Annotated in this window: 12 protein-coding genes and 1 pseudogene; 6 read left to right on the forward strand and 7 right to left on the reverse strand. The window is 68.5% G+C overall.

Going from position 1 to position 14757, the window contains the following annotated elements:
• Positions 1 to 5 precede the first annotated feature (5 nt).
• The gene (locus ACWF7A_RS36650) at positions 6 to 2096 is read left to right on the forward strand and encodes an alpha-galactosidase (protein ID WP_452255088.1); all 2091 of its coding nucleotides are present in this window, start codon (positions 6 to 8) and stop codon (positions 2094 to 2096) included.
• A gap of 47 nt (positions 2097 to 2143) precedes the next feature.
• Here the strand turns inward: ACWF7A_RS36650 and ACWF7A_RS36655 are convergent, their stop codons facing one another.
• Both ACWF7A_RS36655 and ACWF7A_RS36660 read right to left on the reverse strand, forming a co-directional pair.
• Positions 2144 to 3307 (reverse strand): hypothetical protein, encoded by a 1164-nt coding sequence (locus ACWF7A_RS36655; RefSeq protein ID WP_452255089.1) that lies wholly within the window; start codon positions 3305 to 3307, stop codon positions 2144 to 2146.
• Between the two features lie 72 nt (positions 3308 to 3379).
• Positions 3380 to 4534: an FAD-dependent oxidoreductase gene (locus tag ACWF7A_RS36660; RefSeq protein WP_452255090.1), complete on the reverse strand. Its 1155-nt coding sequence runs from the start codon at positions 4532 to 4534 to the stop codon at positions 3380 to 3382.
• A 75-nt stretch (positions 4535 to 4609) separates the two neighbouring features.
• Between ACWF7A_RS36660 and ACWF7A_RS36665 the strand changes: the two genes are divergently transcribed.
• The 3 genes from ACWF7A_RS36665 to ACWF7A_RS36675 are packed head-to-tail and all read left to right on the forward strand — an operon-like array spanning position 4610 to position 7708.
• Positions 4610 to 5206: a TetR/AcrR family transcriptional regulator gene (locus ACWF7A_RS36665; RefSeq protein ID WP_452255091.1), complete on the forward strand. Its 597-nt coding sequence runs from the start codon at positions 4610 to 4612 to the stop codon at positions 5204 to 5206.
• Positions 5207 to 5240: 34 nt separating this feature from the next.
• Entirely contained in the window at positions 5241 to 6491 is a 1251-nt protein-coding gene (locus ACWF7A_RS36670; RefSeq protein ID WP_452255092.1) for a VWA domain-containing protein, read from the forward strand.
• Complete coding sequence (locus tag ACWF7A_RS36675; protein ID WP_452255093.1) at positions 6488 to 7708, forward strand: hypothetical protein; 1221 nt, start codon at positions 6488 to 6490, stop codon at positions 7706 to 7708. Before ACWF7A_RS36670 ends, ACWF7A_RS36675 begins: the two co-directional genes overlap by 4 nt.
• On the opposite strand, the gene ACWF7A_RS36680 is transcribed toward ACWF7A_RS36675, so the two are convergent.
• The 3 genes from ACWF7A_RS36680 to uvrA form a co-directional block, all read right to left on the reverse strand.
• Positions 7709 to 8176: an SRPBCC family protein gene (locus ACWF7A_RS36680; protein ID WP_452255094.1), complete on the reverse strand. Its 468-nt coding sequence runs from the start codon at positions 8174 to 8176 to the stop codon at positions 7709 to 7711.
• A gap of 130 nt (positions 8177 to 8306) precedes the next feature.
• Positions 8307 to 8489, reverse strand: coding sequence for a hypothetical protein (locus tag ACWF7A_RS36685; protein ID WP_452255095.1), 183 nt, complete (start codon positions 8487 to 8489; stop codon positions 8307 to 8309).
• The gene (uvrA, locus tag ACWF7A_RS36690; RefSeq protein ID WP_452255096.1) at positions 8489 to 11368 is read right to left on the reverse strand and encodes an excinuclease ABC subunit UvrA; all 2880 of its coding nucleotides are present in this window, start codon (positions 11366 to 11368) and stop codon (positions 8489 to 8491) included. The genes ACWF7A_RS36685 and uvrA overlap by 1 nt, the downstream gene beginning before the upstream one ends.
• Before the next feature lie 225 nt (positions 11369 to 11593).
• Here uvrA and ACWF7A_RS36695 point away from each other — a divergent pair, with 225 nt between their 5' ends.
• On the forward strand, positions 11594 to 12346 hold the full coding sequence (locus ACWF7A_RS36695; RefSeq protein ID WP_452255097.1) for a maleylpyruvate isomerase family mycothiol-dependent enzyme: 753 nt from the start codon (positions 11594 to 11596) through the stop codon (positions 12344 to 12346).
• A 47-nt stretch (positions 12347 to 12393) separates the two neighbouring features.
• On the opposite strand, the pseudogene ACWF7A_RS36700 reads toward ACWF7A_RS36695, so the two are convergent.
• Positions 12394 to 13353 (reverse strand): annotated as a pseudogene (locus tag ACWF7A_RS36700) (acyltransferase family protein); the annotation flags it as partial.
• A gap of 138 nt (positions 13354 to 13491) precedes the next feature.
• Between ACWF7A_RS36700 and ACWF7A_RS36705 the strand changes: the two are divergent.
• The gene (locus ACWF7A_RS36705) at positions 13492 to 14169 is read left to right on the forward strand and encodes an MBL fold metallo-hydrolase (protein ID WP_452255098.1); all 678 of its coding nucleotides are present in this window, start codon (positions 13492 to 13494) and stop codon (positions 14167 to 14169) included.
• A gap of 5 nt (positions 14170 to 14174) precedes the next feature.
• Here ACWF7A_RS36705 and ACWF7A_RS36710 read toward each other — a convergent pair whose 3' ends face one another.
• Entirely contained in the window at positions 14175 to 14756 is a 582-nt protein-coding gene (locus tag ACWF7A_RS36710; RefSeq protein ID WP_452255099.1) for a DUF7711 family protein, read from the reverse strand.
• Between the last annotated feature and the right edge of the window lies 1 nt (position 14757).

A 14757-nucleotide genomic window follows, 5' to 3' on the forward strand; every position in this document is an offset into this window, starting at 1 on the left:
CCCGCATGAGCAACACGGAGGTCGTGCACCTGCACGACGACACCTCCAGCGTCGTCATCACCCTCGCGGGCGCGAGCCTGCCGGTCGTGACGCACTGGGGGCGCACGCTCGGAGACGTCGACCAGGCGGCCTTGCGCGGCCTGGTCGGCGCCGTGTCGTGGACCAACCCGAACAACGCGCCGGACGCGCCCGTGCCGCTCGCGTTGCTGCCCGACGCCGGCGCCGGGTACGCGGGGCGGCCCGGACTGCGCGGCCACCGCGGCGGCGAGCACTTCGCCCCGGAGCTGGCGGTGACGTCGTTCTCCGGCGAGGACGACTCGATCTTCCGTTACGTCGCCTCGGACGAGGCCGCCGGACTGACCGTGACCGGCTCGCTGGAGCTGCTGCCGTCCGGCATGCTGCGGCTGCGCCACGTCGTGCGCAACGACGGCGAGACGCCGTACGCGGTGGAGGGCCTGGAAACCGCGCTCCCCATTCCCTCGCACGCCACCGAGCTGCTCGACTTCACCGGACGCTGGAGCCGCGAGCGCGCGCCGCAGCGGCAGGCGTTGCAGTACGGCTCCTGGGTGCGCGAGAGCCGACGCGGACGCACCGGGCACGACGCGACGATCGGGTTGCTGGCGGGCACGCCGGGGTTCTCGTTCCGCGACGGCGAGGTGTGGGCGCTGCACGTGGCGTGGAGCGGCAACCACGTGACGTACGCGGAGAACCTGGTCGACGGCTCGCCCGTCCTGGGCGGCGGCGAGCTGCTGCTACCGGGCGAGATCATCCTCGAGCCAGGCCAGGAGTACGAGTCGCCGTGGGTCTACGCGGCCTATTCGTCCACCGGCATCGACGGCATCAGCGCCGCGTTCCACCAGCAGCTGCGGGAACGGCGGCTGCGCCCCCGCCCGGTCGTGCTCAACACGTGGGAGGCGGTCTACTTCGACCACGACCTCGCACGCCTGACCTCGCTGGCCGACACCGCCGCCGCCATCGGGGTCGAGCGGTTCGTGCTGGACGACGGCTGGTTCCGGCACCGCCGCGACGACTCCGCGGGCCTCGGTGACTGGTTCATCGACGAGACGGTGTGGCCGGACGGGCTGACGCCGTTGATCAAGCACGTCCGCGCGCTCGGCATGGAGTTCGGGCTGTGGTTCGAGCCCGAGATGGTCAACACGGACTCCGACCTCTACCGCGCCCACCCGGACTGGGTGCTCGGGCCACGTCCCGGCGTGCTGCCGCCGTCGTCGCGCAACCAGCAGGTGCTGAACATCGCGCACCCCGAGGCGTACGCGTACATCCTCGACCGGGTGTCGTCCGTGCTGGCGGACAACGACATCGCGTTCGTGAAGTGGGACCACAACCGCGACCTGATCGGGTCGCGCGTGCACGAGCAGACAGCCGCGTTCTACCGGCTGCTCGACGAACTGCGGCTGCGGCACCCGCACGTGGAGATCGAGAGCTGCTCGTCCGGTGGCGGGCGGATCGACCTCGGCGTGCTCTCGCGCACCGACCGCGTGTGGACGTCGGACTGCAACGACGCCCTGGAGCGCCAGCTGATCCAGCGGTGGACCGGCGTGTTCCTGCCACCGGAGCTGATGGGCGCGCACGTCGGCCCCACGAAGTCGCACACGACCGGGCGCGTGCACGACCTGTCGTTCCGCGTGGTCACGGCGATGTTCGGGCACTTCGGGATCGAGTGGGACATCAACTCGGCGACCGACGAGGAACGCGCTGGGCTGCAGGCCGCTATCGAGTACTACAAGGACGTGCGGTCGTTGGTGCACACCGGTGTCACGGTGCACGCCGACCACCCGGACTCCTCGGCGTGGGTGCACGGCGTCGTCGCCCCCGACCGGTCCGAGGCGCTGTTCGGGTACGTGCAGATCGCGACGTCGGTGCAGAACAAGCCGCGCCGGGTGCGGCTGCCCGGGCTCGACCCCGCGCGGACGTACCGGGTGTCGTTCGACGCTCCGGCCGGGCATCCCGCGCTGTGCCAGCGCCGTCCGGCGGACTGGGCCCCGGTGGACCTGCCCGGCTCCGTGCTGTCGGAGGTCGGGATCCAGCTGCCGGTGCTCGAACCGGAGCAGGCACTTCTGCTGCGCCTGAAGTGAAAGAAGGACCCCGGCGGGCATGCCGCCGGGGTCCTTCCTCTCCCCTCTTACCGGCCGGCGCGACTTCCGTCGGCCTTGGTGGCCCACCACTTTCCGCCAACGCCCTGCCCGTTGGCATCACCGCAGACCTCGTCCCCTGCGAACAGGTACTGCGGCCACCCCGCGATGGTGAGCTGTTTCTTCCCGTCCCGCTCGATCGTCCCCACGAGCGAGGCCTCCACGCCCTGCACCTGGAAGCCCTCGCTGACGAAGGCGGGCGGCCACTGCACCGCGCAGTCACCGGAGCAGGTGCTCGTCGGCGGCTCCGCGGAGTCGTTGTCGAACCGGTAGAGCGTCATGCCGTCCTTGTCCGTGGCGACGACACCGAGATCCGCGACGGTCGCGCTGGTCAACGCGATCGCCTTGTTCTGCTGGGCCTTCTTGCCGTCGGTGGCGGTGGCGAACCACTTCGGCACCGTGACGCCCTTGGCCTCACCGGGCCTGCTGTCGTTCTTGAACACGTACTGCGGCCAGCCCGCGACCGTGAGCTGCTTCTTGCCGTCCTTGCGGTCGACCGTTCCGAGCAGCTTCGGGTCGACGCCCTTCACCCGCGGCGTGTCGCCCTCGACGACCACCGGCGGCCAGATCTCGGCGCAGCCACCGTCGCAAGTGGACGTCGGAGGCTGGGCCGTGTCACCGTCGAACCGGTAGAGCGTGAGGCCCGCGTTGTTGGTCAGCACCGCGCCGAGTCCGCCGATGACCCCGGTCCGCGCGGCGAGCTGGGTGCGTGCGCCGTTCGTGCCGGTGGCGAACCACTTGCCCTGCAGGCCCTGCCCCTTGGTCTCGCCAGGCTTGGTGTCCTTGGCGAACCGGTACTGCGGCATGCCGTCGACGGTGAGCTGGCGGCTGCCGTCCTTGCGGACGATCGACCCGGTCAGGCCCTTGTCGACGCCGTCCACCGAGAAGTTCTCGCCCTCGACCGTGGCGGGAGGCCAGGCCGCGGCGCACTCACCGTCGCAAGTGGACTCCCCCGGCCTGTCGCCGTCGAAGCGGTAGAGGGTGAAGCCCTGGTCGTCGGTGACAACTGGACCGAGGTCCGCGATCTCCGCGATCTTCAGTGCCACAACGCCTTCTTGCTGCTGCTGTGCCACCGGCTTGCTCTCCGGCGTTCCCGCGCAGGCGGTCAGCGAGATCAACCCCAGCGCGACGACCACAACGCTCTTGCGGATCATCCTGAACCTCCTGGCTCTTGCACTCCAACGCCCATCACACGCAGGGGAGGCCAGAACGGTTCAAACTTTTTTCTAGAACATCGCGCGCTTCAACGCGGGCACCGCCGCGGCCGTCCTGAGCACCGTGCGGAACAGGGTGCGCGAGACCGGGCCACCCTCCGCGAACTGCCTCGCAGCCCGCAGCGAGTCCCGTACCGCCGCGAACCCGTACTCGTACATCTCCGCCTCGTACCGGGCGATCGCGTCACCGCCCTCGGCGATGCACCGCGCGAGCAGCTGCGCGTCCCGGAGAGCGACGTTCGCCCCGACACCTCGCATCGGCGTCATCGCGTGGATCGCGTCGCCGAGCAGCGTGACGTTCGTGCTCTCCCAACGCGCGATCGGCTTCGACGACCTGATGCGCCACTCGCTGACCGTCTCCGGGTGCGAGGACCCCACGATCCTGCGCAGGTCGGGACTCCACCTCTCGATCCTGCGCAGCACCTCGGACTGCAGGCCGTTGGTGATGTCGAGGTCTTTGGCCGCGTACGCCCACATCAGGTACGGACGCACGTTGTCGAACAGCACGCCGTCGTCGTCGGAGTAGCCCAACCCGTCGTGCGCCACCAGGAACATGCCGCACGCGCTGGTCGGGATGATCGAGTTGGCTCTGACGAGCAGCCTCTCGGGAATCCAGTCGTGCTCGTCGAGGAAGAGCTTCCCCGCGACCGCGGTGATCCCGACCGGCTCGGTTCCGGCATGGGGCAGGTACTGGCCGCGCACGCGCGACCGGATGCCGTCCGCGCCCACGAGCACGTCGCACTCGACGGTCGTGCCGTCCTCGAAGTGCAGCGTGATGCCATCACCGTTGTGCTCGTAGCGCTCGAACCGCTTGCCGAACTTGACGTCCAGCCCGTCGAGCAGCACCTGCCGGAGCGTGATCCGGCTGGCGGAGTAGTGCTTCTCCTCGTCCGGGTCGAGCACGAGCAACGGCGTGAGCTGCTCGGTCAGGAAGCCGAACCCGTTCTCACTGGATCCCGCGCTCTGCTCGAACCGCTGCCAGTTCGCCGCCGGTAAGCACTCTCTCAACGCAGCGGCACCGTGCGGGTTGATGTGCACCCGATACCCCTGCAGGCGGTCCGTGCGCGAGAGATCGCGTTCGTACACCGCCACGTCCACGCCGGCCTTGCGCAACCCGTGCGCCAGGCACAGCCCGCCGATTCCCCCGCCGATCACTGCGATCCTCATGCCGCCAAGTTTCAACCGCTTGGTTGATTAAGTCAACTCATTGGTTGAAAGTAGGCCGTCGGCTACCGTGACACCGTGGATCAACGCCGTTCTCCCCGCGCCTCGGAGCGCAAGCGCGACCCGGAACGCACGCGGGCCCTGCTGCTGGAGGCGGCCGCGGCGGAGTTCGGTGCGAAGGGGTACGCGGCCACGCGCACCACCGACATCGCGGCACGGGCGGGCGTCAACAAGCAGCTGATCTCCTACTACTTCGGTGGCAAGGAAGGCATCTACAAGGAGCTCGCCACGAGCTGGCACTCCTCCGCGGCCGAGCTCGCGAGCCGGAGCCAGGCGCTGGACGAGGTGGTGGCGGGGTTCGTGATGACCACGCTCACCGACCACGGCCGCATGTGGGCGTGGGCGAACCTCGCGGGCGACAGCCCGCCCACCGACGAGGAGTTCTTCCAGGCCCAGGTGGAACAGATGCGGGCACGGCAGGCCGCCGGTGAACTGCCGGACGGCATCGACCCCGCGTTCCTGCTGCTCGCCCTGATGGCGGCGGCCTCCGCACCGTTGACGCTGCGGCAGAGCGCCGGCCAGATCACCGGAGAGGATCCCGCGACTCCGGAGTTCGCCGCGAAGTACGCGCAGCAGCTGGGACTGCTCGTGCGGCACCTGTCTGCGCGAACCTGACTTCCTTTCCCCCCAAACTCTGTACCGTTTTCGCATGGACGAGAACGGACTCCCCGTCGACGCGGCCAACAAGCTGCCTACGACGACGTCCGAGGAGATCGAGAGGGCGCACGGGAAACTGGCGAAGTCCGCCGCCGATGCCAAGTACACGGTGAAGGTCAGCAAGTCCAGGGGCGTCGTCGTCGGCGACAACGCCCGGCAGTGGAACACCTTCTGGGAACTGCCGAAGAGCGTGCGACGGCTGCTGGTCGTTCTGCTCGCCGGGGTCCTGATCGTCAGCACGAGCTTCGTCGTGGTGCGGTGGATCGTCCCGATGTTCGCGCCCACCTACAAGACGATGTTCCTGATCGACGCCGCGGCAGGGGATCTGGCGAGCGTCACCGGTGCGCTGACGACCGTCGTCGGCAACTCGGGCGAGAACGACTCCCAGTCGTTGCGCAGCTTCGGCGGTGAGTGCGGGGCGGACGACAACACGACGCAGCTCGTCGGGTTCGGCACGGGCAACCGGCAGGAGATCGCCGAGGCCGCCCGATCGGTGCGGCAGAGCACCAAGGCCACGCTGCAGCGCGGAATCGTCGAGGCGGTCAGCGACTTCAGCACCCCGTTGTCGCTGAAGGCCAAGCAGGTCAACCGGATCATCGTCGTGACGAGGCACGGCAAGGACGCGTGCGACCCCGACGACGAGTTCGTCCAGGGCCAGATCCGCGACCGCGTCGCGGCAGCCGGGCTGTCGATCGAGTTCCGGTTCATCGGCTACCAGGTAGGCGACGGCGGTGACCAGCTGACCCGGCTGGCCGCCCAGCTCGAGCAGCAGGAACCGGCGTTCACCGACTCGCCGGAAGAACTGAAGCGCGTGCTCGCGTGGTTCACCACCATCGAGCCGGTGCTGCGCTCGTCGCAGTCGGTCGTCAACGTCCTGAACCCGACCGTGGACAAGCTCAACTCGGCGACGAAGTCGGTGGAGGACGGCCGTTTCGACCTCGCCGAGTCCGCGCTGGCACAGGCCCGCGCCGCCGTCGTCGACTTAGAGATCGAGGACCTCGACGGCCGCACCGCCTCACCGGACGCGGTGCGGTTGCGGGACATGTCGGTGCGGCTGCGCACGTTGCAGGACGAGGTGGTCGCGGGCGCGGAGGCGTTGCTCGGCACAGCTCGTTCGGGAGGGAACCTGGCCGGCCCGCTCGACGTCTACACCCGTGCCGCGGCCGCGTACAACGCCGAGGCGCAGAAGATGACCGAGGCGCTCACCTCGTTGCGCGCCCAGGGGCCTGGGGGCGCGCGATGAGACGGTGGTGGCTCGCGGGAGCGGCGGTGGTCGTGGTGCTGGCGTTGGTCAGCGGCGGCCTGTACCTGGTCCTGACCCCCGCCCACCGCACCACGTTCCTCGTCGACTCCTCCGAGTCCGCGGACTTCCGCGACATCGCCGACGCCGTCGGCACGGCGGCCGCGAACATGTCGCCGGACGACGCGCTGGCGTTGCGCCGCTTCGGTGGCACGTGCGACGCCCCCGACACCGAAGAACTCGTCACGCCCGGCACCGGTCAGGCGGCGAAGATCGGCGACGTGGCCCGCGCGATCACCCCGAAGGGCAAGCCCACGTTGCTCAGCGGTGTCGTCGCGGCGATCGACGACTTCGCGCGCACCTATCCGTTGCGCGGCAGCGAGACCAACCGGATCGTCGTGGTCGCCCGCGGCGGCGCCGACGCGTGCGGCAAGAGCGCCGACGAGGTGCGCACGATCATCAGGGAGCACGCCGGACGAGCCGGTGTGAAGATCGACTTCCGCTTCGTCGGGCACAAGCTGACCTCCGAGCAGGCCAAGGTCCTGAAGACCGTCGCCGACGCGACCGAGGCGCAGGCCACCCGTTTCACCGACGACACCGCCGAGCTCGTCACCACCATGAAAGAGGTGTCGGTGCCGACCTCGTTGGTGGCGCAGGAGGTCGTGCTGCCGAAGTCGCCCTGCGAGCTCGTGACGCAGGAGGTGCTGATGGCGGCTTACCCCCTTCCTCCGGAAGTCGACGGGTACAAGACCTTCTACGACGACATCAACTGCCAGCAAGACCGGTACGTGAGCGCTTTCGGTGCCCTCGAGCCACCGGGTGTCACTCAGTCGTTCCCAGTCATCTTCGAACTGAAGGACGGGAAGTGGCAGATGTGGATGACGGGCACGGCGGGGTTCCCCTGCGGCGAAATCCCCAAGGAGGTCTGGAAAGCTTGGAACATGGGCTGCACGCCCGACCCGGTCGTCTGCCGTGACGCCGACGACGTCACGAAGGTGACCGACATGAACGATGTCGGCTGCCCCGTCGCGATCGACATCGCCGACCGGTACCTCGCCGCGGCCCGCGCGGGTCAGACGCAGGGCACCGGGACGTTCTGGATCACCGACGAGTGGACGTGCTCCAAGTACCCGATGCCCGATCGCGCGAACGTGGCCAACCCGCTGCAGTGCGAGCGCAACGCCGACCGAGCGGTCGTGCGGCTGGGCGACAACTGGTGACTAGGACTCCGGACGGCTGGCGGCCTTGGCTTCGAGAGCCTGCTTGAGGCCCTTGAACCCGCCACGCATCATCATGTCGTGGTTGCCGCGGAAGAACGGCTTGGCGATCAGCACCAGGCGCCGCAACAGCGCCTTGTTGACCACCACCTCCTGGTCGAAGTGGAGGTCCGTGCCACCGTCGCGGCCGGTGATCTCCCAGCTCGCGTAGCCCTCGAGGTCACCGGACAGCGTCGCCCGGAGCAGGCCGGCCTGCTGGTTGCGGATGCTGTGCTTGACCTGCACGACGAGGTCGAACGGCAGGAACGACCGGCAGCGGAGCTCGCCGGTCTCGTCGTCGATCTTCGTGGCTTTCCGGACCTCGTGCCACCACAGCGGGTAGTTCGCGATGTCGGACAGCACCTCGTACACATCAGCCGGAGACGCGTCGACGTGCCACACGCTGTGGAAGCGATAGCGGTTGAGTGACACGGCCGCCATCATCCCGGATAGCTCGGCGGAGTGACAGTTTCCCGACCGAACTCACAGGTGACCGGGAAATTCCCCACCGCGTGTACTACGGCTCTAGTGAGGCTCAAGGGCCTCACTAGGCCGCAGGTGTTCACTTGTCGACTAGATGAGGAAGCCGTTCCAGGGTCCGCAACCAGCTGACAGCCGCGACGCGGCGGAGTGCCTGCTCCGACGAGTCGAGCGCCTCCACGAGGCTGAAGGGGTACGCCAAGGGCTCTCCGCGCGACGCCTGAATGGCGCGCTCGCGGTGGGCCAGCGCATCGAGTGGAATCATCACCCTGCTGCCGACACCTCCTCGTTTTCGAGCACCTGCAGCAAGAACTGCCCCGTGTAGCTCTTCTCGACCTGCGAGACCTGCTCGGGCGTGCCCTCTGCTACGACCATACCGCCGCCGGAGCCCCCTTCGGGACCCATGTCGACGATCCAGTCGGACGTCTTGATGACGTCGAGGTTGTGCTCGATGACGATGACGCTGTTCCCCTTGTCCACCAGGCCGTTGATCACGCCCAGCAGCTTGCGGATGTCCTCGAAGTGCAGGCCCGTCGTGGGCTCGTCGAGGATGTACACCGTCTTGCCCGTCGAGCGCTTCTGCAGCTCCGACGCGAGCTTCACGCGCTGCGCCTCACCACCGGACAGCGTCGGCGCCGGCTGGCCCAGGCGCACGTAGCCCAGACCGACCTCGACCAGCGTCTTCAGGTGGCGGTGGATGGCGTTGATCGGCTCGAAGAACGTGGCCGCCTCCTCGATCGGCATGTCGAGGATCTCGGAGATCGTCTTGCCCTTGTAGTGCACTTCCAGCGTCTCGCGGTTGTACCGCGCGCCCTTGCAGACCTCGCAGGGGACGTAGACGTCCGGGAGGAAGTTCATCTCGATCTTGATCGTGCCGTCGCCCGCGCACGCCTCGCAGCGGCCGCCCTTGACGTTGAAGGAGAAGCGGCCCGGCTGGTAGCCGCGGACCTTCGCCTCCGTGGTCGCCGCGAACAGCTTGCGGACGTGGTCGAACACACCGGTGTAGGTGGCCGGGTTCGACCGCGGGGTGCGGCCGATCGGCGACTGGTCGACCCGCACGAGCTTGTCGACCTCGTTCAGGCCGTTGATGCGGGTGTGCCGGCCCGGCACCTGGCGCGCGCCGTTGAGCTTGTTCGCGAGCACCGTGGCCAGGATGTCGTTGACCAGCGTCGACTTGCCCGAACCGGACACGCCCGTCACCGACGTCAGCGTGCCGAGGGGGAACGAGACGTCGATGCCGCGCAGGTTGTGCTCGCGCGCGCCGACGACCGTGAGCTGGCGCTTCTTGTCGATCTTGCGGCGCTTCGCGGGCATCGGGATCGACTTGCGGCCCGACAGGTAGGCGCCGGTCATCGACTCCTTGTTCGTGAGCAGCTTCTTGTACGGGCCGCTGTGCACGACCTTGCCGCCGTGCTCGCCGGCGCCGGGACCGATGTCGACCACCCAGTCCGACGCGCGGATCGTGTCCTCGTCGTGCTCGACGACGATCAGCGTGTTGCCGAGGTCGCGGAGCCTCGTCAGCGTCTCGATCAGGCGGTGGTTGTCGCGCTGGTGCAGGCCGATCGACGGCTCGTCCAGCACGTACAGCACGCCGACCAGACCGGAGCCGATCTGCGTGGCGAGCCGGATGCGCTGCGCCTCGCCGCCCGACAGGGTGCCGGACGCGCGGTCGAGCGAGAGGTAGTCGAGGCCGACGTCGAGCAGGAAGTGCAGGCGGGCCTGGATCTCCTTGAGCACCGCGCCCGCGATCATCGACTCGCGCTTGCCGAGCTTGAGGCCGTCGAGGAAGTCGGAGCACTCCGAGACGCTCATCGCGCAGACCTCGGCGATCGAGCGGTCACCCTTCTTGCCGTGGTGCAGCGTGACGGCGAGGATCTCGGGCTTCAGGCGGGTACCGGCGCACGCGGGGCACGGCACCTCGCGCATGTAGCCCTCGTACTTCTCCCGCATGTAGTCGGACTCGGTCTGCTCCTGGCGCCGCTCGAGGAACGGGATGACGCCCTCGTAGTTCGCGTAGTAGGAGCGCTCACGGCCGTAGCGGTTCTTGTAGCGGACGTGCACCTGCTCGTCGATGCCGTGCAGGATCGCCTTCTGCGCCTTGGCGGGCAGGTGCCGCCACTGCGTGTCCATGCGGTAGCCGATGGTCTCGCCGAGCGACTGCAGCAGGCGCTGGAAGTACTCCGCGGTCTGCCCGCCCGCCCACGGCGCGATGGCACCGTCGGCCAGGCTCAGCTCGTCGTCCGTCACGACGAGCTCGGGGTCGACCTCCTTGCGCACGCCGATGCCCGTGCAGACCACGCACGCGCCGTACGGCGAGTTGAAGGAGAACGACCGCGGCTCCAGGTCCTCGATCGCGAGCGGGTGGCCGTTGGGGCACGCCAGGTTCTCCGAGAAGCCCCTGATCCGCTTCGGGTCGGTCTCCGGGAGGTCGACGAACTCGAGCTCGACGAGGCCGTCCGCGAGCCGCAGCGCCGTCTCCACCGAGTCGGTGAGGCGCTGCTTGGAGGAGGCCTTGACGCTCAGGCGGTCGATGACGACCGCGATGTGGTGCTTCTCCTGCTTCTTGAGCTTGGGCACGTCGGCGAGCGCGTAGACGACACCGTCGACCTTCGCGCGCGAGTAGCCCTGTCCCTGCAGGTTCTGGAACAGGTCGACGTACTCGCCCTTGCGGCCGCGGATGACCGGCGCGAGCACCTGGAACTTGATGCCCTGCTCCATCGCGAGCACCTGGTCGACGATCTCCTGCGGCGTCTGCTTGCCGATCGCCTCGCCGCACTGCGGGCAGTGCGGCTTGCCGGCGCGGGCGTAGAGCAGGCGCAGGTAGTCGTAGACCTCGGTGATCGTGCCCACGGTCGAGCGCGGGTTGCGGCTCGTGGACTTCTGGTCGATCGAGACCGCGGGCGAGAGGCCCTCGATGAAGTCGACGTCCGGTTTGTCCATCTGCCCGAGGAACTGGCGCGCGTAGGCCGAGAGCGACTCGACGTAACGGCGCTGGCCCTCGGCGAAGATCGTGTCGAAAGCCAGGCTCGACTTGCCGGAGCCGGACAGCCCCGTGAAGACGATCAGGCTGTCCCGCGGCAGGTCGATGTCAACGCCGCGCAGGTTGTGCTCGCGGGCGCCGCGAACAACAAGACGGTCTGCCACTGGGGTCCCTTCGGCTGCGATTGGCGGGTCACTCACGCCACACTCTTCCGAACAAGCGTTCGAAGAGTACTAGCATCGGTTCGGAGGCTGCGACCGACCCGCCGACCATGCTAGGTCGCACCCCCGACAAAAACGGTTCGGGTGGCTGTCGCATTCCCCTGATCTGGGATTACCCATAGTCTGGACGCTTCGATCACGAGCCTCAACGTCGGGGAGAGGCAGCACATGACCTACACGCCGTCCACGCAGCACACGTCCGTACCTGCGCCGCGAGGGGTGCCGGACCGGCACATCACCGCGGTGAGGGAGGCGACGGACGTGCTGTACGAGGTCGTCGAGGAGCTGGACGAGGCCGCCGTGCGCGGCGCGTCGCTGCTCCCCGGCTGGACCCGCGGACACGTCATCACCCACCTCGCGCGCAACGCCGACGCGTTGGTGAACCTGCTCACCTGGGCGAAGACCGGGGTCGAGCACCAGGCCTACGCGTCGCGCGCGGACCGCGACGCCGACATCGAAGAGGGTTCCCACCGGCTGCTCCAGGTGATCAAGGCCGACCTCGACTCCGCGTGCCAGCGGTTCGACGTCGCGTGCCGCGAGTTCCCGGCGCACGCGTGGCGTTCGGAGGTCACCGCGCCCAAGGGGCAGGCGATCCCGGCGTCCACGGTGCCGTGGTTCCGCCTGCGCGAGATCTGGGTCCACCTCATCGACCTGAACGCGGGCGTCGGCTTCGGCGACCTGCCCGCCGACTTCGTCGAGGAGTTCCTCGACGACGCGGTGAAGCAGTTCGAGGGCAGGGCCGAGCCGTTCGCCGCCGAGGTGACCCTGCCCGACGGCACTCAGCGCATCTGGGCGCTCAACGGCCCGGCGAGCCGCAGCTCCGTCAGCGGGTCCGCCAGCGCCGTCCTGGGGTGGCTGACCGGCAGGACCGACGGGTCCGACCTGCGCGGGGAGTTGCCGGACCTACCCGACTGGATCTGAGTGAGCAGGCGGTAGGCGGGGCGTTCGACGAACTTCGTCATCGCCCAGCCGAGCACCAGCGCCGAGGTGACGAACCCGGCGAGGATCCACCAGGACCGCAGCCCAACGGCGTGCATGCGGTCCATCACCACGGTGCCGATCTGCTGGTGCACGAGGTAGACGCCGTACGAGATGCCCGCGAGCCACGTGACCGGCTTCGCGATCGGGTTGAAGAACACCCAGTCGGGTCCCGCGGCTGCCGCGCACACCATGAGCAGCAGCACGGCGAAGCCGAGCGTCGATCCGTACTCGGTCGTGTGAATCGCCTGCGCGACCAGCGTGGCCACGAGGAGCGCGGCCAGGTGCGGCGTCTTCAGCCTGTCCTTGTGCCACAGCCAGATGGCGATGCCGGCGGCGAACAACTGGGCCCTGTGCAGCGCGAACCCGTTGTAGACGATGAACAACGTGTGCGAGTGGTCCAGCAACGGGCGCAGCAGCAGCGGCGTGACGATGAGCGCCCACAGGAAGACACGCAGCGACGTGCCTCTCAGCACCTTCACGAGTACCGCACCGGCGATGAACGCGGCGATCTGCACGGGCACGGTCCAGTAGGCGAAGTCGACGATGTTGACGTCCGGCATCCACTGGTTGATCAGCAGCAGGTTGTAGACGACGTCCCTGCCGTCGAGCTGGCTCCACCCCTCGGGCGCGATCCATCTCTGCACCGCGTAGGTGAGCAGCACCGCCGCCATGTACGCGGGCAGCAGTCTGGCGAGTCTTCTCCACAGGAACTGCCCTGGCTTGCCGCTGTTGAGCGAGGCACAGGCGAAGAAGGCCGAGACGACCATCAGCGTGCTGGCACCCATCGACATCGGGAAGGTGAACGGCAGCGGCCCGAGATCGGGGTGACTGCTGACGCTCGTGAGCGTGGCGTGGTGGAGCAACACGCACCCGATGGCGACGACGCGGAGGACGTCCCAGCTGACCCTGCGGGCCGTCCGGGGCTTCTGTCGTTGCGCTGGAATCACGAGAGGCGGGGACCTGTTCGCTGGTTCATTCGGAGTACACGGGCTTCGAGGCTTGATCCTTACTTACCCTATGAGTGAGACCTGTATGCAACCTGAAGGTGTGCGTCTCGCCGCATCGAGCGACTACCGTCAGCCACCGTGGACGTACACGAGAACTACACCGGTCACGTCGATCCAGAGGGTCCCGCGGCCCGGCGCACGCTGGACGCGCTGACCATCACGAAGATCTCCGTCGGTCCGATGGACAACAACGCCTACCTGCTGGTTTGCCGGTCCACGAACGAGGCGTTGCTCATCGACGCGGCCAACGACCACGAGCGCCTGTCGGACCTCCTGGGCTTCAGCCCGGACCGCCCGAGACTGCGCACGATCGTGACGACGCACCAGCACGCCGATCACTGGCAGGCACTCGGAGCCCTGGCAGGAGCCCACGGCACGAGCACCGTCGCGCACGAGCTGGACGCCGCCGTCCTCCCCGTCCCACCGGACGTCCTCGTGGACCACGGCGACACCATCAACGTGGGAGAAGTCCCGCTCTCGATCATCCACCTGAGGGGCCACACCCCGGGCTCGATCGCCGTCGTCTACGACGACCCGAGCGGCCACCCGCACCTCTTCACCGGAGATTCACTCTTTCCGGGGGGTGTGGGGAAGACCACGTCCGCCGACAACTTCGCGTCGCTGATCAACGACGTCGAGGACCGGCTGTTCGCGGTGCTGCCGGACGACACGTGGTTCTACCCCGGCCACGGCGACGACTCGACGCTCGGCAAGGAGCGTCCTTCACTCGCGGAGTGGCGTTCGCGGGGCTGGTAGGAGCCTCAGCCGACCTCGTCGAGCAGGTCCAGGTACCCGGTGGTCGTGCGCCACAGGGCGTCGGAGTACGGGGTGAGCTTGCCGGGGCTCCAGCGGTGGTCGGTGTAGGCCTGGTTCTCGCGCCGCACCGCCCGAAGGCTCACGGCGAGCTCGTCCTCGACCCGTTGCCGCAGCTCCTCGGGCGACGGCGCGGCCTGGCGCACCAGCTCCCCCGTGCCGTCACCGACCGCCACGAGCGCTTCCTCGTTGATGCCGTCCGCCGCGCTCCAGACGAGTGCGGGCCGCTCGATGCGGTGGTTCCACACCGGGGCGTCCTTCGAGCGCCAGCGCGCCTCGAACGGGTTGCGCGACAGCCGCGTCGAGTTCGCCCAGTGCTCGGCGCCGACGGGCTCGCTCATCCACGGCACCTCGTCGACCGGCAGGTCGGTGACCAGCGCGACCTCGATGGCGTCGACGTCGCGCGGCACGTCGAGCAGCGCGCCGAAGACCCACACCTCGACCACCTGGAACCGGAAGAACGAGCTCGGCAGCTCGCCGCACTTCTCGGTGAGTTCGGCCAGGTGGTGCACAGCGCGAGTCCATTTCACG

The organism is Lentzea sp. NPDC055074, from assembly GCF_053608005.1.